This is a genomic window from Streptomyces sp. NPDC015130, assembly GCF_043080005.1.
Classification (GTDB): domain Bacteria; phylum Actinomycetota; class Actinomycetes; order Streptomycetales; family Streptomycetaceae; genus Streptomyces.
Genome location: NZ_JBIBVC010000004.1, coordinates 168,652 through 187,993, shown reverse-complemented (window position 1 = coordinate 187,993; position 19,342 = coordinate 168,652). Strand labels below are relative to the sequence as shown.

Below are 19,342 nucleotides of genomic sequence, written 5' to 3'. Positions count from 1 at the left end.
CGCCCACCCGTGCGCCTCCGACAACGGCGTATCGGCGGAGACCCACGCGGTCGCCAGCTCGGCGGCTCTCTGTGCGAGCTCCGTGTCGGCTTCGACACAGGAGGGATCGTCGCGTTCATCGCGCGATGTGGCCATGTGTCAACCACAGCCCGCTTATCGTCAGACCGACGACAAACGGGGTGTCCCCCGCTCATCGGCACCACAACGAGCCTCGGGCTCGCGCCCGTGCCACCGTGGGAGTACCTACGACCGCCCAGTGCGGCCGACGCGTGGCAGGTGGAGACGTGAACGGACCCGGCATCGACTACCAGGCGGTCTTCCAGGCCCTGCCCGGATCGGTCGCGCTGCTGACCCTCGACCTGGTGTACGCGGACGCCAACGAGGCGTTCCTGTCCATGGCCGGCCGCACCCGCGACCAGCTCATCGGCCGCTACCTCTTCGACGTCTTCCCCGACAACCCCCACGACCCCGCCGCGACCGGGATGCGCAACCTGTCCGCCTCCCTGCAGCGCGTCGCGGCCACCGGCGAACGCGACACCATGGCCCTACAGCGCTACGACGTGGAGGACCTCACCCGTCCGGGCGTGTGGGAGGAGCGGTACTGGAGCCCCGTCAACGTCCCCGTCCTCGCCCCGGACGGCACGGTGGCCCTGCTGCTGCACCGCGTCGAGGAGGTCACCGAACTCATCAAGGCCCGCGGCGGACGACCGGGCGGCGACCACGCCCAGGTCCTGGAGGCCGAGCTGTACACCCGGGCCAGGGAGCTCCAGGAGGTCAACGAACGCCTCCGCAAGGCCCACGCCCGCGAACGCGAGGTCGCCCTCCACCTCCAACAGGCGATGCTGCCCGTCCCCCGCCCCCTCGACAGACACCAGGCCGCCGTCCGCTACCGGCCCGCCGTGGGCGCCCTGAACGTCTGCGGGGACTGGTACGACCTCGTCGACATGCCCAGGGCGGGCCGCACGGCCGTGGCGGTCGGCGACGTCGTCGGCCACGGACTACGCGCGGCCGGCGTCATGGGCCAGCTGCGCAGCGCCCTGTCCGCCGCCTCGCACGTCGCCGAAGGCCCGGCCCAGGCCCTCGAAGTCCTCGGCCTGTACGCCCGCAGCGTCGAAGGAGCCGAATCCACCACCGCGGCCTCCGTCTACATCGACTGGAACAACGACACCCTGACCTACAGCAGCGCGGGCCACCCCCCGCCGGCCCTCTGCCACCCCGACGGCACCGTCACCTTCCTCGACCAGGCCACCGATCCCCCACTCGGCGCACGCCCCGAGCACGTCCCGAGGCCCCAGGCACACGCCCCTTTCACCAAAGGATCCCTCCTCGTCCTCTACACCGACGGCCTCATCGAACGCCGCGGCGAGGACATCGACACCGGCCTCGCCCGCCTCGCCCACTCCCTGACCCGCCACCACGCCACCCACCCCGACGCGCACCCGGACACCGTCGCCGACGCACTCCTGGCCGACCTGATCCCCCCGGCCGGCCTCACGGACGACACCGCCCTCATCGCCGTACGGCTCTGACCCCGACACCGGACTCCGACCTGTGGGTTCGCCCTGGCCTACGTCCGCGCCGTGCTGGAGCAGGTGCTCACGGGACGGTGTGTGGGAACCCGGAACCCGAAGCGCGGCGCAGGACGCGCGCCGCGCCTCGTGTCACGGTCCGCCGGGGCCCTCCTCCACCTCTCCCCAGCCGCGGAGTTCGCCCGCGCCGCCGGGCACCGTGCCGGTCAGGTGGACCGGGCCCGTCGCGTTGGTGCGGACGGCCAGGACCCGGCCTCGTACGGTGGCGGCCACGGGGCCACGGGCGGTGACCGTGGTCAGGGCGCGGCTGCCTGCGGCAAGGTAGTAGCGCGCCCCTGAGGGGGCCGTCCAGTACGCGCCCGCCAAGACGTGCTGGCCGAAGCGGCTGCACTCCGCCGTGTACAGGGGCCGCGGGCCCGGGGACCGTACCGGGGTCGGCCTGATGCGCGCGTCCTGGTCCTCTCGTGCCACCTCCACGCGGGCGCGCCCGTCCCAGTTCTCCGCCCGGGTGCACGTCCACGTGGCGCGTCCGGCGCGCTCGGGAAGGGTCTGCTGGGCGAACTCCCAACGGTTGACGGCGCGTACGCCCGTACCCCGCAGATCCGGCAGCGCGCAGGCCGAGCGGGACCAGGCGGCGAGGCCCGCCGCCGACGTCGCCTCGCGCGGCTGGCGCGCGGGGGCTCCGGTCCCCGGCGCCGGGGTCCACGTGAGGTGCGCGGGGGTGAGCTCCCCGAGGTCCGCGAGGAGGAAGGAGTGGTTCTCCACGATCCGGGACGAGGACCGCACCTGCAGCGCGGGAACCTGACCGCAGTCGCCCGGTGCCGGGGGTACGGGGTCGGTGACCCCGTCCTCGGTGACCGGCAGCCGCCGGGCGGGGACGCCGGGCCGCAGGAGGTCCCGCACCGCACTCTCGTCGATCCAGGGGGCGAGCAGGAACCGCGCTCCGAGCGGCGTCCTGCTCACCGCCACGGCGGCGCCGGTGGTCACGTCCGCGTCGTCGGCCCTGGCGAGTTCGAGAGCCGCCCCGCCCTGGCCGGTGAGGGGCTCGGCGTACCGGACCAGTCGGTCGCCGTCGTGCAGGAGGACGACGGCCGAGTCGTCGGCCTGGCCGGCGAAGAGCAGGCGGGGCGGGGCGGCGGGCGGGGTGGTCGGCGTGCTGGGGGTGGCGGTCACACGGACTGAAGTCCGTTCGCCGGTGCGGCCGTTGTCGGTCCCTCGCGCCCAGGCGTCGAGGGCGCGGGACAGCAAGGCCGTGTCGCCGGTCCGGGTCCCGCGAGCGGGCCACGCGGTGAGATCGACCCGCGCGGTGTCGGACCACCGCTCGTCGGGCGTGCGGACCAGGAGCGCCGGGTCCGCCGCGCGGGCGGCTGCGACGGCGAGGGCCGTGACGGGCGGCGCGGGTGCGGGCACGTTCGCATCGGGCCGCGGGGTGAGCACGGCGGCCGTGGACGCGGCGAGCAGCACGGTGGCGGCGAGCGCGGCGAGCCGGGTGCGGTGCCGTCGGCGCAGCAGGTCCGTCGGTCGTGCCTGCACGGTGCAGGGGTCGAACCCGGCGCCCTGCAGGAGCGATTCGGCATCGGCGCCGACGGTGGTGCGGAGGCGATCGGCGGCACGGAGCGCTTCCTCCGGCGCGGTCACTCCCGCTGTCGCGAGGAGGAGGGCGGCGGGTTGTGCGGCGAGCCCTTCGAGCATGCGCAGCGCGAAGGCGGCGCGTACCTCGGGGGCCGCCGCGGCCAGCGCGGACTCCAGCGCGAGCTCCCCGTCGCCGCCGGCGCCGGGAAAGAGCCTCAACCCGAGGACGGCGGGGAGCGGGTGCCGCCCGAGGGGCCACCGGGGACGGGCGGCCGCCCGCAGCGCGGCGGACACGACACGTTCCCGCAGCCAGGCCAGGACCGGCTCCGGCCCCCGCCCCTGGCCCGGCTCGCCGCGCTGCGGGGGAACGGCCGGGCCGGGACGTGACCTGGCCGACGTGAGGGAGTTCTGCACGAGCGCGTGCGCGGCGAGCACGCGACGGTGCCGGCCGAGGGAGGGCGGAAGGATCAGATGGGCGAGCCGGACCAGCCGCGGATAGTGCTCCACGAGTGCCGCCTCGGCGTCTTCGCGACCCGGACGAGGCGGCGCGGCGGGGGGTATTCCGGTGCTGGGAAAGGTGTCGTACGACTGCATGACAGTGCAAACGAGAGCCGCGGGAAGCGGTCACCTCGGACAGATGCTCCGATGGGCCCCCCGGTCACGCGCTGCACTCGCATCGTTCGTGCGTCGTCGTCGCGATGCCCAGGTGCGTGGCACTGCGGATAGGAGCGGGTCGCGCGTGTCGAGGACCGGCACCCGCCGTGGGGAGAAATCGCGGGTGCGGTCGGCCGACGGGCCGGGCAGCATGGCGAGATGGCCGATCTGCTGTGGGACGACGTCACGACCCTCTTCGACCAGGACCTGATGGGGTCGCTGCCGGACGTACGTGTCCCGAACGCCTCGGTGGAGGACTGGCAAGCGGTGCTCGATCTCGTCGTCGAGAAGGGCTGGACGCACCGGTACTCCGAGGGGGAACGGGGTGCTTCCGACACCTCGGGCGGAGGCCGTGCTGTCCCGCCCGGCGGATGCCGAGTGCCCGGACCTGCGGGTCTGGCCGACTCCGGACGTCTTGGCGATCTTCAGTTTCCCTGCAGACGACGAGATCGACTTCGACGTCGATCTGCGGGAGTTGCAGGGCCAGGAGCGGCTCGACGTGCTCTGCGGCCTCCTCCGGGAGATCGGGCGGCGTCTGGGCAGGTCCGTGCTGATGGGCCCGGAGGGCGAGTACGGGGAGCCGGTGCTCGGCTTCGACGTCGAGGCCGATCGAGTCGTTCTCTTCGCGGACCCGCAGCTCGGGTGACCGCGGCGGAGTGACGCGCGACTGGCGCGAGCCAAGACGCATCGTTTGTGCGTCGTACTCCTCGTATCCGCTCCCTCGCTCCCTCGTCCTCCCTCGCTCCCCCTGCGCCCTCTCTCCCGCCGCCGCTCCCGATCAGTCCTGTCCCCGGGCTCGCCGGAAGCGCCCCAGGCCGTCGGCGAGCGAGACGATCGGGTCGGGGTAGTCGATCGCGGCCCGGTCCAGCGGCGGGACCTTCCAGGGCTCGTGGATCAGCGGGGCCGCCAGGCCGGCGAGTTCCGGGACCCAGCGTCGGACGTAGGCGCCGTCGGGGTCGTATCTCCGCGCCTGGAGCACGGGGTTGAGGACCCGGTTGGGCCGGGTGTCGGTGCCGGTGCCGGCGGCCCACTGCCAGTTCAGCTGGTTGTTCGCGACGTCGCCGTCGACGAGGAGTTCGAGGAAGTGGCGGGCGCCGAGGCGCCAGTCGAGGTAGAGCGTCTTGGTCAGGAACGAGGCGGCGATCAGCCGCCCCCGGTTGTGCATCCAGCCCTCGTGGGCCAGTTGACGCATGGCCGCGTCCACCAGCGGGAAGCCGGTCAGGCCCTCCTGCCAGGCCCGCAGGTCCGCCTCGGCCCGCTTCCCGTGCCGCCAGCGGTCGTGCCGCGTCCGGTAGTCCTGCGCGGCGGCACGCGGGCGCGCGTTCAGCACCTGGTGGTGGAAGTCCCGCCAGCACATCTGGCGTACGAATGCCGACGCGCCCGCCCCGCCCCGTGTCCGCGCGCGGTGCACCACCTCGGTCGGCGAGACCGCGCCGAAGTGCAGGTACGGGGAGAGCCGCGAGGTGACGTCACCGGCGAGGTCGTCGTGCCGGTCCTCGTAGGCGTCGACGTGCCGCGACAGCCAGGACGAGAGCCTCTCGCGGCCCTTGCGCTCGCCGCCTGCCGCCAGCCCCTCGGAGACGGAGGCGACGGCGGTGCGCGAGGGCACCTCGTCGGAGCGCAGGGTGCCGGGCACCGGTACGGACCGGGGCGCCGCCGCCGGGGAGCGGTGCGGCTCCGCCGACCACCGCCGGTGGTACGGGGTGAACACGGCGAAGTGGTCCGATCCGGCCGGGGTGACCTGCCCGGCCGGCAGCACGGTGACGACCCCGTCGTGGACGTACAGCCGGCGCCCGTCGCTCTCCAGGGCGTGGCGCAGCCGCCGCTCCCGCTCGTGGGCGAAGGCGGAGCATCCGGCCGCCATGTGGACCTCGTCCGCGTCGGCCTCCCGGGCCACGGCGCACACCTCGGCGACGGTGTCGCCGTGCCGCACGACGAGGCGGCCGCCGCGGTCGCGCAGCCCGGCGTCCAGGTCGGTGAGGCAGTCGGCGAGGAAGGCGAGCCGGTTGGGCGCGGCGAAGCCCGCCCAGTCCACGGCCGGGTCACGGACGAAGAGGGGCACCACCTCGGAGGACGACGCGAGGGCCGCGCGCAGGGGCGGGTGGTCGTGGAGCCGGAGGTCCGAGGTGAAGAGGACGACCGAGACGTTCATGGCACCGTTCCTGGCGTTCGGGCACCGGGCGGGGCGGGACACCCGGTGGACTGCGGCATGGGCTCTGCGGTCCTTTTTCGTCGGACGGCGGGCTGTCGGATGCACCGCACGGCGAGTCGTGCACCCGCGTGCTTCCGCCCGTTCGCTTGCGCGGATTGCGCCGGCGCGTGTCGGCCTGCCTGCTCGCGCGTACTGCGCCTACGTGCGTGTACTGCGCCCAGGTGCGCCTGCCTGCGTGTACTGCGCCAGCGCGCGTCTGCCTGCGTGTACTGCGCCCGCACGCGCCTGCCTGAGCCGCGCGCGCCTGCCTGCCTGACCCGCGCGCGTACTGCGCCCGGTTCGCGGAGGATCGGCCGGTCTACGGGCGCGAGGACTCCTCCGCGGCGGAAGGTCGCGCCTCGCCCCCACGGGCGAGTTCCTCCGCGGCCCCCGCGATCCTGCGGGCCATGCCGCCGAACACGATGGCGTGGAAGGGGGCGACGCTCCACCAGTAGAGCTGCCCGGCGAGGCCCCGGGGGTGGAACAGGGCCCGCTGCCGGTACGTCGACCTGCCCTCGTCGCCGTCCTGCTCCACGTACATCTCCAGCCACGCCAGCCCCGGCAGCCGCATCTCGGCCCGGAGCCTGAGCATGCGCTCCCGCTCGATCTCCTCCACGCGCCAGAAGTCCAGGGCGTCGCCGACCCGCAGCCGGGCGGCGTCACGGCGGCCCCGGCGCAGCCCGACGCCGCCGGCGAGCCGGTCTATCCAGCCGCGCAGGGCCCAGGCCAGCGGGAACGAGTACCAGCCGTTGTCGCCCCCGATGCCCTCGACGACCCGCCAGAGGTCCTGGGGGCCGGCCGCGACGTCCCGCTGCCGTTCGTCGGTGTACAGGCTGCCGCCGGCCCAGTCGGGGTCGGTCGGCAGGGGGTCGCTCGGCGCCCCGGGCACCCCGGCGGAGGACCAGCGGGTGACGACCTGGGCCTCGCGGACGCGCAGCAGGGCGAGGACGAGGGCCCGGTCGAAGGGCAGCGGTGCCCCGGGCGGGTCGGGCACGTAGGCGGCGATGTCGTGCTCGGCGCAGACGACCTCGTACCGCAGGGACTCGGCGAGGGGTCGGGCCAGGGCCGCGGGGACCGGTGTCACCAGCCCGATCCAGTGGCTGGACAGGCGCGGGGTGAGCATGGGCACCGGCAGGATCAGTCTGCGGGGCAGCCGGGCGACGGTCGCGTACCGCTCCATCATCTCCCGGTAGGTCAGGACGTCGGGGCCGCCGATGTCGAAGGTCCGGCTGACGTCGGCGGGCATCCGGGCGCTGCCGACGAGGTAGCGCAGGACATCGCGGACGGCGATGGGCTGTACGCGGGTGCCGACCCAGCTGGGCGTGACCATGACCGGGAGGCGTTCGGTGAGATAGCGGAGCATCTCGAACGACGCCGATCCGGAGCCGATGACGACGGCGGCGCGCAGCACGGTGGTGGGGACGCCGGATTCGAGCAGAATGCGGCCGACCTCGGCGCGGGAACGCAGGTGAGGTGAGAGTTCCTCGTCCGGGCGGCCCGCGGGCGTGAGTCCCCCGAGGTACACGATCCGCCGGACACCGGCGGCGCGCGCCTCGGCCGCGAAGGTACGCGCGGCGAGCCGGTCGGTCTCCTCGAAGTCCCGGCCGGAGCTCATGGAGTGCACGAGGTAGTAGGCCACCCGCACGCCGCGCAGGGCTGGGCGCAGGCTCTCGGCGTCGGTGACGTCGCCCCGGACGATCTCGACGCGGTCCGCCCAGGGGTGGTCACGGAGATGGGCGGGGGTACGGGCCAGACAGCGGACGGCGTGGCCGGCGTCCAGCAGCTCGGGGACGAGTCGGCCTCCGATGTAGCCACCGGGGCCGGTGACCAGGCACAGCTCGCCCGGGGAGGAGGGCGAGGCGGAGGACGCGGAGGACGAGGTCCGGGCACTCGGCGCCATGGACAGCCACCCCTTTCCGGCCGGAGGACACGTCGTTTCGGGTGCCGCCCCCTGTGACGAGCGAGGCGGCACGTCTGCTCTTGCGTCCACTCTTCCCTGTTCTCGCCCGCACCGGATGCGGGGCGGGGCTGTCCGGGGGACTTCCGCTACTCGGCGAGGGTGCCGGGGAACGGCGGAAGCTCGAGATCCGTGATCTCGCGCGCGGGTGTCGGGATACTGCCCGGAGCCCAGCCGAGAACCTCCTCGAAGCGGCGGGCCGCGAAGGGAAGGGGCGGGCATCCGCCGTCACGCTCGTGCGCCATGATGGTCGCCTGGCTCAACCCGGTCAGGTGCGCGAGCTCCCGCACGGTGAGGCCCTCGGCTTCCCGCAGCTCTATGAGCGCTTTCGCCAGCCGCTCGGATTCTTCGATCATGATCGAAGCATTTCACATTCAGTGAGACGGACCGAGCTCGTGCATCGCGACCTCGACCAGGCCTCGGCATCAACGGGATCGGCAGCCACCACAGTTCGTCCGGCATCGGCCGTCCCGAGACAGCCCGCTTTTCGTAACGCCACGTCACCATCCCCCGGAGACAACGCGGGAGGCGTCCGCTCGGCCTGCGGCCCGTTTGCGGCGGCGGCGCTTGCGCGTGACGATTGTGGTACGTGCGATGCGACAGGTCGCCGAACCGGCTTCAAGGCGCCGATGGTGCGACTTCCTCGTGGCCCTGCCAGAGGCGGTACTTCAGCAAGCGATTCCGCAGAACACGTCGAGCACTCCGTGGCTGAACCCAGTGCCCGTGATTCGTCGTCGGCTGCTGAGGCAGCTCAAGAATTCACTTTCCCTGGCTGTGAGGTGGAATCATGTCCGAGCAATACGAGGTGCATCCTCCTGACCTGCCTCCGCCCGGCCTACGCAGCGCCGAGATCCCCAACCTCGGGCCCAGGATCGAGCCCCCCTTCATCGACGTCCCGGACTTCAGCCAGTATCTGACCCCGGCGGACATCAGCCCCGTCGAGTACGAATCCATCGAGCCGAGGACGAACGACGAGCGCCGCCGGCAGGCGGTGGACGTGGCTCTCGCCTCCGACAGGACCACCGGAAGGCTGGACGGCAAGCGCTATGCCGTCCTGGAGGTGGGAACGCGTTCGGTGGATCGTCAGGTCGAGCATCCCCTGGTGATCATCTACAACTACACCGACGACGAGGTCGTGGAAGTCACCGTCGACCAGGTCCGCAGAGCGGTGCACGACGTGACCGTCGACCGCTACCAGCCCGCGCTGACGGATCCCGAGCTGAGCCAGGCTCTGGAGCTGGCCGGCGACGCCGGGCAGCTGACCGAGGCGGACGTGGACGTCGCCACCGGTGTGGGACTGATCGTCGAGGACGTGAACATCCGCAGCCCGCGGTACGGGCACCGACTGGTGGACCTGCGTTTCGGCCCCGAGAACCAGTACCTGCCCACAGCCTTCGCCATCGTCGACCTCAGCGACCGGGAGGTCGCCAGGACCGGCCTTCTGCCTCAGGAAGGAGGGGCGTCATGAGCGTCGCCGGCCAGGTGAATTGGCCTCCGGAAGCTCCCGTGTGGTCGTTCCAGTGGGAGGTCAACGACGGTGACAGTGAAGCGATCGCCTTTCGGAACATACACTTCCGCGGCAAGAAGGTGTGTCACAAGGCGAGCCTGCCGATGATCCGTGTCCGCTACGACTCCGGCGCCGGCCCCTACAAGGACCCGCTGAGCATCGGAAACATGCAGGGCCCGGTCAAGGTCGTCGAGCACAACCAGTCGGGCTTCCGCCATCTGGTGGTGGAGAGTTATCACAGGATCGGCCAGTACCACCTGGTCAATCGGTGGTTCTTCCGCAGCGACGGGCTCATTCTGCCGCAGCTCCACAGCGCCGGCCTTCAGCACCCGTCCAGCCATCAGCACCACGTCTACTGGCGGTTCGACTTCGACATCGAGGGAGCTGCCAACAACCTGGCCCTGGCACACGTGGCCACCGGTGGGAACTGGGGTTACGGTCCCGGTTGGATGCCACTGCCGCTCGAGACGTGGCAGGCCACGAGTGCGGCCACCAGCTGGGCCGTGCTCAACAAGCAGACACGCCGCGGATACCTCGTCAACCGCGGCCCGCACGACAGGCCGTCCGACGCCTTCGAGCCCGCGGACATGTACGCGACCCTGTACCGCGGGACGGAGGACCTGAGGGGGCGTCTGGGCACCGCCTACTCGTCCCAGATCGCCACGCACGTCAACAACGAGAACATCGACGGACAGGACCTGGTGTTCTGGTACGTCGCCCACCTGCACCACATCTACCACGGCCCCGAATTCGAGTGGCACGTGTGCGGGCCGCTCCTCTGGCCGCTGAGCTACTGAACCCGATCTTGGACCGGTGAGAACCGTGGACGCGGATCGTCTGCACGAGGTGCTGGAACGCTTGCCGATCTACTCGGAGGAGGAGCCCCTGGGCGGCTTCGTCCGGGGGCGAGCCCTCAGCCGTACGGAGTACTCCGTCCATGTCGCCTCGCCCTGGGGAATCGTCGAGGTTCCCCTGGAGGCCGTGACCCACTTCACCTCACGACCGGACGACCCCACCCTGGTGACGCTGCATCTTTCCGACCCCGCCGCGGTTCGCGTCGTCTTTCCCGTCCGCGTACCCGGCTACCCGGAGGCGCTGAACAGCGACGGGCAGCTGGCGCGCGTGCGCCTGCCCGGTTCGAAGGGCTGGTTCCTTCCCGACAGCCTCTTCGGCCACGGCTCCACCATGACCGATGACCCAGGCGAGGACACTGCAACCACCTGCGGTCCGGTCGGCCCGGATTCGACGGACGACCACACCCACCCGAGCCGTCCCGACGATCCCCCGCCCGGGATGGGGTGGTGACGTCGTGAGCGGGCAGAGTGAGCGGGCCGGGCGCGGCGAGGTGCCTTCGAGCCTGTTGGCACACCTTCCCGTGGTTCCCTCCTCGCGGGGAAGAACGGCCGTCGTCAACTGCTTCCTGGCCGCCGCCGACGATCAGCGGCTCGTGCTGGTCGTCGGCCATCTCCGTTTCGCCCTGTCCCGTGAGTCCGTCGTGAGGGTCGAGTCCATCGAGACGGATCCCGACCGGGTGACGACGCCGGCCGTCCGGGTCACGGTGGCGCTCCCGCTGACGGTCCTGGACCTTTCGGAGAGCATGCCGGAGGACATCGTGCGCCGTTCGGACCGACCGTTCTCGATCTCCACCCGGCCGACGCCACCCGAGTACAGCCACCCTCCGGCCTACCGGGAACGGGAAGCGGCGTTCCTCGACGCCCGGGGCATCCGATGACGCTCTCCGCGATCGGGATCCTGGCCCCCGAGGCCGACGTGCACGCACGAGCCGTCGCCCGTGAGGTCTCCCGGCTCGGCGGCGACAGTGTCATCCTCGACACGAGACGACCGCACGAGCAGTCGTGGCAGTGGCGTGTCGGGAAGCCGCCGACCATCAGGACGTACGGCGGTGTGACGCTGTCCGTCATGGAGTTGGGCGCGATCTGGATTCGCCGTGCCTACGGGGCTCGTCCGCCGGACTTCGTCCGTCATCCCGACGACCGGGCCTTCGCCCGCAACGAATGGGGCCACCTGCTGGATGCCGTTCTCGCCGACACACCGGCGGAGCTCGTGAACCGACCGTCCGCGGATCTCGGGGCCACCAAGCCGAGGCAGCTGGAAGCGGCGCGCAGGTCCGGCCTCCCCGTTCCCGACACGCTGATCAGCAACGACCCGGCGCAGGTGGTCGAGTTCGTCGCCGGACACCACGGCAAGGTCATTCACAAGGCCCTGTCCTCGCCGCAGCACCTCATGATCGACACACGCCGCTGGGACCCGAGGGACGCCCGCCTGCTCGACACTCTGCCCCTCGCGCCCGTGATCTTCCAGGAGGAGATCACGGGCGCCTTCGACATCAGGGCGAACGTCATCGGTGACAGAATCCTGGCGGCCCGGTTCGCGACCGCGGATTCCCCCGTCGACACGCGGCTGGACCTCGGCGCCCCGTGCGAGACGTACGAGCTTCCGGCCGGGACCCACGAGGCGCTTCTCCGGTTCATGAAGGAGCTGGGCCTGGACTTCGGTGCCGTGGACCTCAAGGTCGACGACGAGGGCCGTCACGTCTTCCTGGAAGTGAACCCCAGTGGACAGTTCCTCTTCGTCGAGGTCCTCACCGGGCTGCCGATCAGCGAGGCAGTGGCACGTTTCCTGACGTCGACGTCCCGTGACACCTCGCAAGCGGAGAGCGGAGAAAACACGTCGACAGCGGCCCCAGCACCCGCCAGAGTGGCTCTCCGTGACGAGCAGTGAGCTGTGGACCCGTGCGACCGCCGACCGCTACGACGCCGAGGAGACCGAGATGTCCTCGGCCGCCGTCCTCGGACCGACCCTCGACTTCCTCGCCGAGCTCGCCGGAGAAGGCCCGGCACTGGAGTTCGCCATCGGGACCGGCCGGGTCGGTGTCCCGCTCCGGGAGCGCGGTGTGCCGGTCTCGGGCATCGAGCTGTCCGAGCACATGGCGGCCGTACTGCGCCGCAAGGCCGACGAGGACACCCTCCCGGTGGTCATCGGGGACATGGCCACCACGGTCGTCCCCGGCGAGTTCACGCTGGTCTATCTCGTCTACAACACCATCACGAACCTGCTCACGCAGGCCGAACAGGTCGAGTGCTTCCGCAACGCCGCACGTCATCTGAGGCCCGGCGGGCGTTTCGTCATCGAGCTGGGCGTGCCGCCGCTGCGGTTCCTGCCGCCCGGCCAGGTCGCCGTGCCCTTCGACGTCTCCGAGCGGCACCTCGGCTTCGACACCTTCGACCTGGTCGAACAGGTCCTCGTCTCGCACCACTTCACCCGCGACGACGAGGGTGGGAACGAGGACGACGGCGACGGCCGGTACCGCCGCAGCAACTCCCGGCACCGCTACGCCTGGCCGGCGGAGCTCGACCTGATGGCGCGGCTCGCCGGTCTCGAACGGGAACGCCGCGTCGCGGACTGGGACGGGGCGCCGTTCACCCAGGACTCCGCGAAGCACATCTCCGTGTGGCGCAAGCCGGTCACCTGAGGCAGGTCGGCGTCGGATCCGATGAGCGCGGCCGCGGCGGCTGGTGCGGACGGCGCGTCCGCCGCCGCCGGGCCCGTCACCGGCCGGTGCCCTCGCGGGGCACGTCCTGGTCGTCCTTGTCCATCGGTCTGCGTGCCTCGATCAGGGTCCGCGCCGAGTGAGCCACGAACGGCCCCTCCTCGCGGATCAGGGCATCGAGGGTACGGAGCCGGGGCAGCTGCGACTCGACCGTGAAGCCCGGCACGATCCAGATGACCTTGCGCAGGAACCAGATGACGGCGCCGATGTCGTGGAACTCCAAGCGCAGCCGCTCGGAACGCAGGTCGACGACCTGGAGACCTGCGTCGCGGGCCGCCGCGCTCTCGTCGTCGGGGTGCCGGTGGCGGGCCGCCTCCGGCTGCGGGCCGAGGAAGTACTCGACCAGTTCCCAGACGCTGGCGGGACCCACGTGCTGCGCGAGGTAGGTGCCGCCCGGCCGCAGGACGCGGGCGATCTCCGGCCACCAGACCGTGGCGGGGTGGCGGCTGGTGACGAGATCGAACGCGGCGTCGGCGAAGGGCAGCGGAGGCTCGTCGGGATCCGCGACGACGACCGCGCCCCGTGGGTGCAGGAGCGCGGTGGCCCGCGCGAGGTTGGGCGGCCACGACTCGGTGGCCACCATCGTCCGCGGGAGCGTCGGCACCCCGGCGAGGACCTCCCCTCCGCCCGTCTGGACGTCGAGGCCCGCCGAGGCGCGGGCGAGCCTCTCGCCGAGGATCCGGTGGTATCCCCAGGAAGGCCGCTGTTCCGTCGCCCGCCCGTCGAGCCACGAGAAGTCCCAGCCGTCGACGGAGGCCTCGGAGGCCTCCGTGACGAGTTCTTCGAAGGTACGTGTCATCCCGTCATCATCCGCGCCGGTCGGGACGGGACCCTCGCCGACCTGCCGGAACCCATGCAGCCCCACCTCGGTGGCCTGGTCATCGGCCCCGGGTCCGCGCGCCCGACGAAGCCCGCAGATCACGCTCCGCGTCCCACCCGTCCACCACTCCCGGCAGCTCGACGCGGGAGCGGATCCCCAGCCGGGCGAAGACCCCCGGAGGTGGTGGTCCACCGTGCGGGGGCTGAGGGAGAGCCGGTCGGCGACCTCCTGGTTGGTGGCGCCACGGGCGACGAGGCGGGCGATGCGCTGCTGCTGCGGGGTCAGCTCGCGCAGGGCCGCCGGGTCCGTCGCCCCGGCCGAGGCGCCTCCCGTGGCGCGGAGTTCGGAGCGCGCGTGCTCGGCCCAGCCCTCGGCGGCGGCCCGCTCGAAGGTCACGAGGGCGTCGCGCAGCGGCCCGCGCGCGTCCCCGGGCCGTCGGCGGCGCCTCAGCCAGGTGCCGTACGCGAGGAGGGTGCGGGCCCGCTCGAAGTCGTTGCCGCAGCTGTCGTGGCGGCGTACCGCCTCGCCGAACCAGTACGCCGACGCCTCCCCCTCCGCGAGCAGGGCCCGGCAGCGCGCCGACTGCGCCGGTGCCGGGGCGTCGACGCCCAGCGCGGCCCAGGCCGCGTACTCCTCGGCCGCGTCCCGCGCCTCCGCTGCCCGGCCTGCCGCGACCGCGGCCTCCACGAAGCAGGGGACCGCCAGCATGCGCAGCGCGAAATGACCGCCCCGGGGCCCTGGCCGGACCAGCGGGACGAGCCGCGCGGCCGCCTGGGCGGCCAGCCCCCGGCCCAGTTCCGCCCGCGCCAGGGCCCACTCCGCGAGCGTCGCGGCCTGCACGAGCCCGTGCGGTCCCGCCGTCGCGAGCGCACGCCCGGCGTGCTCCGTCACCGCGGCCCCGTCGCCCTCCACCGACGCCACCAGGGCCAGTACGGCGTGCTGGTGGGCCGCCACGTTGTGCTGGCCCGTCGCTTCCGCCGTCCGCAGCCCGTCCCGGGCCGCGCGCGCCGCGCGGCTGTACCGGCCGGCGCGCAGTTCGGCGTACGCGAGCTGTTCGAGCGCCCGGGGCAGCAGGGCCGTACGGTGCTCAGCCCGTGCCCGTACCAGCGCGCGGGCGTGGACCCTCGCCGCAGCGGCGGTGTCGCCGAGGACGAGCGCGGCCGAGCCGGCCCGGAGGAGCCGGAGGGGATCGTCCGCGCCTCCGTCCCCCGCGACCACCCGCGCCAGGGCCGTGCGCGCGTCGTCCAGGCGTACGGTCAACGCGGCGCTCAGCCCGTCGGCGAAGTCGCGCTCCGTGCCGCGCGCGTCCTCCGCACGGTCCAGTGCGGCCAGGCATCCCTCCACGTCGCCGCCCGCCCACGCCGCCTCCATGGCCAGGAAGCGGGCGTCGGAAGCCTCCACCGGCGCCCGATCCCGCAGCAGTTCCGCCGCCTGCAGCAGCTCCTCGTGGGCGTCCATGACCGGGCCACCGGCCAGCGCGGCAAGCCCCCGGACCAGCTGCGCACGGCCCCGGGCGACCGGTGAGAGCCCCCGCACGGCGGCGGAGGGACCCAGCCGGTCGGCACGATGATCCTCGCCGCGCGCGAGCGCGACACGGACTGCCGGGCGGTCTGCAAGGCGATCCGTCGCAGGGGCCGCCGGTCGGTCCGCCGGTCGGTCCGCCGGGGGTGCCGTACGGGTCGTCGGGGGTGTCGCGCCCGTGCCCGGGCCGCTGTGCGAAGCCGACTCGCCGGTTCCCCCGGCCGGGCCGGGGGCCCGGGTCGGTCCTCGCCAGGACGGCAGGGCCGAGGCGAGCGCGGCACGCCCGAGGAACGGATCCTCGAACCCCACCGACCCTCCCCTGCGGCGGCACAGCAGCCCGTCCGCGACCAGCCCGTCCAAAGGCTCGGCCGCGGCACGCGCCTCTCGCGCCCCGGCAGACGCCCACCCACCGCCGCCACCGGCATCGTCGCCGCGGGCCCGAGCGCGCCCGTACGCCATGGCGCCGGCCCCGTCGGCCCCGGTGCGCCCCGCCAGGGCCACCACGGCGACCGTGGCGAGCAGCCGCCGGGAGGCCGCCGGGAGGCGCTCCAACAGTCCTCCGTACACCTCGGCGAGGACCGTGTCGTCGACCGCCGGCCGTGGGAGGGGCTGGCTCCCGGCGAGCTGTGGCGCACTCAGGCGCCGTACCGTCGCGGCCAGGACACCGGGATGCCCGGCCGCCTCGTCGAGCAGCCGCTCCCCCACCGCCGGAGGCGGGGAGCCCACCGGGCACAGGTCGGCGAGCAGCGCCCGCGCCCCGGCCGTGGTCAGCCTGCCCAGCCGCACCGACTCAGCCCCCGGCACGTCCGGGAACCGGTGATGGCGCGCGGCCGACACCAGCCACCCCACACGGCCGGGCCGCAGGCCCCCGGTGTCCTGCCAGGCCGCGGCGAGCGCGGCCCGTGAATGCGCGTCCCACAGGTGGAGGTCGTCCACACAGATCAGTACGGATTCCGCCTCGGTGACGAGGGTGGCCACGGCCCGGGCGAGCCCGCCCTCACCGCGCGCGAACCGCAGTGCCCTGCGCCCGGCCGCCGAGGTGGGGGCCAGCGCGGTGACCAGCGCCCGCGCCGCGCTCCACGGGCCCCGGTGATGGGGCGCGGCGACCCGGTGCGCCGTGCCGGGAAAGTCGTGCGCCGCCCGGGAGAGGAGGGTGGTGCGGCCTTCGCCGGGGTTGCCGGTGACGAGCAGGACTCCGCCGTGTCCGGCCGTGGTCCGGGCCGACAGGCGCGCCACGGCGGCGAGTTCGGCCGTGCGGTCGTACAGCCGCAGGACGGCGGCGGTGTGCGTCGCTCCGCTCACGACGGTCACGTTACCGACCCGTAGGGGGCGGTGGAAGGCTCCCGGGGCTGGGCGGGTGCCCAGACCCGGGAACGGGGCTCTGTGACGGTGCACAGAGCGTCAGGAACCGAGCGGGCAGGTGCCCCGGTACTCGTCGATCGTCAGGCCGGGCCGCGGCAGCGGGCACAGGAACTGCTCGTAGCGGGTGTCGTCGTCGACGAAGCGCTTCAGCCAGGAGAGGCTGTACTTCGCGATCGTCGTGTTCGAGGAGTTCGGGGTGAAGTGCGTGGCGCCGTTGAGCTCCAGGTACGCCTTGTCGAGGGAGCCGGGGAGGCTCTCGTAGAACGGCTCGGAGTGGGTGGCGACGGGGGCGATCGTGTCGCCGTCCGCGCCGATGACGAGCGTGGGCGTGGTGATCTCGGGCCAGGTCTTGTCCGTGTTCCACCCGGTGAGGGGGACGGCCGCCTTGAGCGACGGCCGGCTCTTGGCCGCTTCGAGCGTGCCGCCGCCGCCCATCGAGTGGCCCATCACCCCGAGCCTGCTCGCGTCGACGCGGCCCCGCACCGCGCTTCGCTGGGTCAGGTAGTCGAGCGCCGCGAGGAGTTGCCGTCCACGGCTGTCGGGCTGGTCGAGCGTGGTCAGGGTGTCGATGGTGAACACCACGAAGCCCTGCGAGGCCAGCCGTGGCCCGAGCCAGGCGATCGAGGACTGGTAGGCCGTGAAGCCGGGCGAGATCACCACCGCGCCGAAGGTGCCGTCGCTCGTGGACGTCGGGTAGTAGATCGTTCCGCCGCCGAAGCCGCTGACGGCGAGCGAGGAGACGGCCGTCTCACCGACGGCGTACGAGCCGCGCAGCGCCTCGATGCTCGCCTCGGTGGGGGCCGGGCCGCGCTCGTACGGATTGGCCGCGGCCGTACTCACGGGGGCGGAGCCGGCGGCCTGGGCGCCGGGGGCGAGCAGCAGGGTCAGACAGGCGGCGGCCATGGCCGCGCCGAGGTGTCGTGTCACGACGGAGTCGTCCTCTCGTGTCGTGGGGCGGCCGCCGCCCGAGCGTCCGGGCGGCGACCACGCCGTGATCTGGCCCGGCCACTCTCCGGTCGGCACGCCGCGCGGGCATCGGCAGAATCACCGGCCTTCGCGGAAGCACGGCGCCCCTGAGCGACGACCGCGGCGATTCGAGGCGCCCTCTGGAACCCCGCCCCCTGTCAGGACGACACCCGGCTGTCCCCGCCGGTGTTCCTCAGATCCGGAGCGTCCCGGGGAACGCGCCGTGGCCGACGCCCGGTGCGGTGACGGCGAGCCAGCCGTGGCCGGTCGTCTCGGTCTGCGGGCCGACCTGGCCGGGGTCGACGGAGAGGTACGCGCAGGCCGACCGGGCGCCCGTGGTGCCCGCGTTGGAGGGGGCCTCGTCGTACTCGGGGTCAAAGTCCGGATCGTCGGCCGCGAGCGTCTCCCACGGCAGCGGGTCACCCTCCCATTCGGGGTCGCTCTCGGCGACGTACTGGCGGATCACCCGGCCGTTCTCCGCCACGATCCAGATGTCGGAGCCCCCGGCGTCGTCCAGGAAGAAGAACTGGGCCTGGCCGCAGTGGAGGCTGACCCGCTCGACCGTCTCGATCATGCCGTCCCAGAAGTCGCCGACGAGCTGCTCGAAGGAGCCGAAGACGAGGCGCCAGCCGTCCAGCTCCGGGGTGACGAAGGCCCGTCCCACGTAGTGGTCGGTGCCGTCCGGCCCCGGCACCCGGACCTCCCGGCCCTCCGAGGCCTGGACGCCCGCGGAGACGGTCACGGGCCGCCGGTCGTGCAGACCCAGGGCCTCGAAGACGCCCTCGTACGACGCCCCGGGCACGGCCATCCACCAGCCGCTGAGCGTCGACTCCGGCAGGTTCGGGATCTCGTGCGGGATCTTCACCCTTATCAGCCGCTCGACCACCGCGCGGTCGCGGTCGTCGAGCGCGTCGGCGCCGCCGCCCGCGACGAGCGCCGCCATGGCACCCCGCCTGGTCCTCGGGGCCGCGGACGGGTCACGCCGCAACTCGCGCAGGCGCGGCCGCATGGAGTCGTGGAGCAGCCGGGCGTAGTCGGATGCCTTGAAGGGGATGACGCCGCCGCGGCCGAAGGCGTCGACCAGCGCGCGCAGTCCGGCGTCCGAGTCCACGCGCAGCCTCACGAGGCCCGCGAAGCCGTGGCCGGACCTCCCGTAGTCCGTATCGGCGGCCAGGGCCGCGTACTGGTCGGCGGACCGCTCGTCGAACACGTCGAGCAGCCGCCCCGCCTGCCAGCCGGGCACCTCCTCGCGCCGGCATGCGTCCAGGACGGCGTCGAAGGCCGGCGGCCCGATGTGCCGCAAGGCCCGCACGACCGGCGGGAGACCGGTTCCCCGGAGGACCGCCGCACCGCGCAGCAGCTCCGGCACGACGGTTTCGGCCCGCGCGGTCAGCTCGGCGGCGGCGGCCTCGGCCCGCGTGGTGTCGTCGCTGTCCAGGTCTTCGAGCAGGGATTCGATCTTCATGGACCGCACAGTAGACCCGGCCACTGACTGCGCCCCCGCTTCGCCCACCTCGGCTTCCAACGCCACCGGCCCCGAGTCCGCACGGCGTCGCCACCCGATTCCGCACGGCGTTCACCTCCTGTGACCCACGTCACGGATCCCGTCTCCCTCTTTTCGTTATCCCCCCGCCGGGCCGAGGCTCTCCCCTGCGCAAGGAACTCCACAAGAGGCAAGTGAAGGACGGACAG

14 protein-coding genes and 2 pseudogenes are annotated in these 19,342 nt (G+C 73.1%); 8 read left to right on the top strand and 8 right to left on the bottom strand.

Annotated elements, in window-relative coordinates; all coding sequences use genetic code 11:
• Nucleotides 1–284: 284 nt before the first annotated feature.
• Nucleotides 285–1,529, top strand: coding sequence for a PP2C family protein-serine/threonine phosphatase (locus tag ACF08F_RS09430; protein ID WP_392297925.1), 1,245 nt, complete (start codon nucleotides 285–287; stop codon nucleotides 1,527–1,529).
• A gap of 132 nt (nucleotides 1,530–1,661) precedes the next feature.
• On the opposite strand, the gene ACF08F_RS09425 is transcribed toward ACF08F_RS09430, so the two are convergent.
• Complete coding sequence (locus ACF08F_RS09425; RefSeq protein ID WP_392297924.1) at nucleotides 1,662–3,695, bottom strand: hypothetical protein; 2,034 nt, start codon at nucleotides 3,693–3,695, stop codon at nucleotides 1,662–1,664.
• A gap of 219 nt (nucleotides 3,696–3,914) precedes the next feature.
• Between ACF08F_RS09425 and ACF08F_RS09420 the strand changes: the two are divergent.
• Nucleotides 3,915–4,401: pseudogene (locus ACF08F_RS09420) on the top strand (hypothetical protein).
• 132 nt (nucleotides 4,402–4,533) lie between these two features.
• Here the strand turns inward: ACF08F_RS09420 and ACF08F_RS09415 are convergent.
• The 3 genes from ACF08F_RS09415 to ACF08F_RS09405 all read right to left on the bottom strand — a co-directional run bounded on the left by ACF08F_RS09415 (nucleotide 4,534) and on the right by ACF08F_RS09405 (nucleotide 8,259).
• The gene (locus ACF08F_RS09415; protein WP_392297923.1) at nucleotides 4,534–5,907 is read right to left on the bottom strand and encodes a cryptochrome/photolyase family protein; all 1,374 of its coding nucleotides are present in this window, start codon (nucleotides 5,905–5,907) and stop codon (nucleotides 4,534–4,536) included.
• A 358-nt stretch (nucleotides 5,908–6,265) separates the two neighbouring features.
• The gene (locus ACF08F_RS09410; protein ID WP_392297922.1) at nucleotides 6,266–7,846 is read right to left on the bottom strand and encodes an SDR family oxidoreductase; all 1,581 of its coding nucleotides are present in this window, start codon (nucleotides 7,844–7,846) and stop codon (nucleotides 6,266–6,268) included.
• Between the two features lie 146 nt (nucleotides 7,847–7,992).
• Nucleotides 7,993–8,259: a multiprotein-bridging factor 1 family protein gene (locus tag ACF08F_RS09405; RefSeq protein ID WP_392297921.1), complete on the bottom strand. Its 267-nt coding sequence runs from the start codon at nucleotides 8,257–8,259 to the stop codon at nucleotides 7,993–7,995.
• A 431-nt stretch (nucleotides 8,260–8,690) separates the two neighbouring features.
• Between ACF08F_RS09405 and ACF08F_RS09400 the strand changes: the two genes are divergently transcribed.
• The 6 genes from ACF08F_RS09400 to ACF08F_RS09375 all read left to right on the top strand — a co-directional run bounded on the left by ACF08F_RS09400 (nucleotide 8,691) and on the right by ACF08F_RS09375 (nucleotide 12,903).
• Nucleotides 8,691–9,371 carry a hypothetical protein gene (locus ACF08F_RS09400; protein ID WP_392297920.1) on the top strand — a complete coding sequence of 227 codons (681 nt, stop codon included), beginning with the start codon at nucleotides 8,691–8,693 and terminating at the stop codon, nucleotides 9,369–9,371.
• Between the two features lie 143 nt (nucleotides 9,372–9,514).
• Complete coding sequence (locus tag ACF08F_RS09395; protein ID WP_392297919.1) at nucleotides 9,515–10,207, top strand: hypothetical protein; 693 nt, start codon at nucleotides 9,515–9,517, stop codon at nucleotides 10,205–10,207.
• A 184-nt stretch (nucleotides 10,208–10,391) separates the two neighbouring features.
• Nucleotides 10,392–10,715 (top strand): hypothetical protein, encoded by a 324-nt coding sequence (locus ACF08F_RS09390; protein ID WP_392297918.1) that lies wholly within the window; start codon nucleotides 10,392–10,394, stop codon nucleotides 10,713–10,715.
• Between the two features lie 4 nt (nucleotides 10,716–10,719).
• Nucleotides 10,720–11,142, top strand: a complete 423-nt coding sequence (locus ACF08F_RS09385; protein WP_392297917.1) for a hypothetical protein — start codon at nucleotides 10,720–10,722, stop codon at nucleotides 11,140–11,142.
• Complete coding sequence (locus tag ACF08F_RS09380) at nucleotides 11,139–12,152, top strand: RimK family alpha-L-glutamate ligase (RefSeq protein ID WP_392297916.1); 1,014 nt, start codon at nucleotides 11,139–11,141, stop codon at nucleotides 12,150–12,152. Before ACF08F_RS09385 ends, ACF08F_RS09380 begins: the two co-directional genes overlap by 4 nt.
• A complete protein-coding gene (locus ACF08F_RS09375) occupies nucleotides 12,139–12,903 on the top strand; it encodes a class I SAM-dependent DNA methyltransferase (protein ID WP_392297915.1) in 765 nt (254 codons plus the stop codon). The genes ACF08F_RS09380 and ACF08F_RS09375 overlap by 14 nt, the downstream gene beginning before the upstream one ends.
• Nucleotides 12,904–12,979: 76 nt before the next feature.
• Here the strand turns inward: ACF08F_RS09375 and ACF08F_RS09370 are convergent, their stop codons facing one another.
• The 4 genes and pseudogenes from ACF08F_RS09370 to ACF08F_RS09355 form a co-directional block, all read right to left on the bottom strand.
• The gene (locus ACF08F_RS09370; protein WP_392298255.1) at nucleotides 12,980–13,780 is read right to left on the bottom strand and encodes a class I SAM-dependent methyltransferase; all 801 of its coding nucleotides are present in this window, start codon (nucleotides 13,778–13,780) and stop codon (nucleotides 12,980–12,982) included.
• A 249-nt stretch (nucleotides 13,781–14,029) separates the two neighbouring features.
• A pseudogene (locus tag ACF08F_RS09365) lies at nucleotides 14,030–16,624 on the bottom strand (AAA family ATPase); the annotation flags it as partial.
• 99 nt (nucleotides 16,625–16,723) lie between these two features.
• A complete protein-coding gene (locus ACF08F_RS09360; protein ID WP_392298254.1) occupies nucleotides 16,724–17,587 on the bottom strand; it encodes an alpha/beta hydrolase family protein in 864 nt (287 codons plus the stop codon).
• 256 nt (nucleotides 17,588–17,843) lie between these two features.
• Entirely contained in the window at nucleotides 17,844–19,115 is a 1,272-nt protein-coding gene (locus tag ACF08F_RS09355; RefSeq protein WP_392297914.1) for a hypothetical protein, read from the bottom strand.
• Between the last annotated feature and the right edge of the window lie 227 nt (nucleotides 19,116–19,342).

Excerpts from the sequence above, each read along its gene's own strand:
- ACF08F_RS09400 (WP_392297920.1), top strand. The coding sequence starts at position 8,691 with ATGTCCGAGCAATACGAGGTGCATCCTCCTGACCTGCCTCCGCCCGGC.
- ACF08F_RS09405 (WP_392297921.1), bottom strand. The coding sequence starts at position 8,259 with ATGATCGAAGAATCCGAGCGGCTGGCGAAAGCGCTCATAGAGCTGCGG.
- ACF08F_RS09395 (WP_392297919.1), top strand. The coding sequence starts at position 9,515 with ATGATCCGTGTCCGCTACGACTCCGGCGCCGGCCCCTACAAGGACCCG.
- ACF08F_RS09425 (WP_392297924.1), bottom strand. The coding sequence starts at position 3,695 with ATGCAGTCGTACGACACCTTTCCCAGCACCGGAATACCCCCCGCCGCG.
- ACF08F_RS09410 (WP_392297922.1), bottom strand. The coding sequence starts at position 7,846 with ATGGCGCCGAGTGCCCGGACCTCGTCCTCCGCGTCCTCCGCCTCGCCC.
- ACF08F_RS09415 (WP_392297923.1), bottom strand. The coding sequence starts at position 5,907 with ATGAACGTCTCGGTCGTCCTCTTCACCTCGGACCTCCGGCTCCACGAC.
- ACF08F_RS09370 (WP_392298255.1), bottom strand. The coding sequence starts at position 13,780 with ATGACACGTACCTTCGAAGAACTCGTCACGGAGGCCTCCGAGGCCTCC.
- ACF08F_RS09360 (WP_392298254.1), bottom strand. The coding sequence starts at position 17,587 with ATGGCCGCCGCCTGTCTGACCCTGCTGCTCGCCCCCGGCGCCCAGGCC.
- ACF08F_RS09355 (WP_392297914.1), bottom strand. The coding sequence starts at position 19,115 with ATGAAGATCGAATCCCTGCTCGAAGACCTGGACAGCGACGACACCACG.
- ACF08F_RS09380 (WP_392297916.1), top strand. The coding sequence starts at position 11,139 with ATGACGCTCTCCGCGATCGGGATCCTGGCCCCCGAGGCCGACGTGCAC.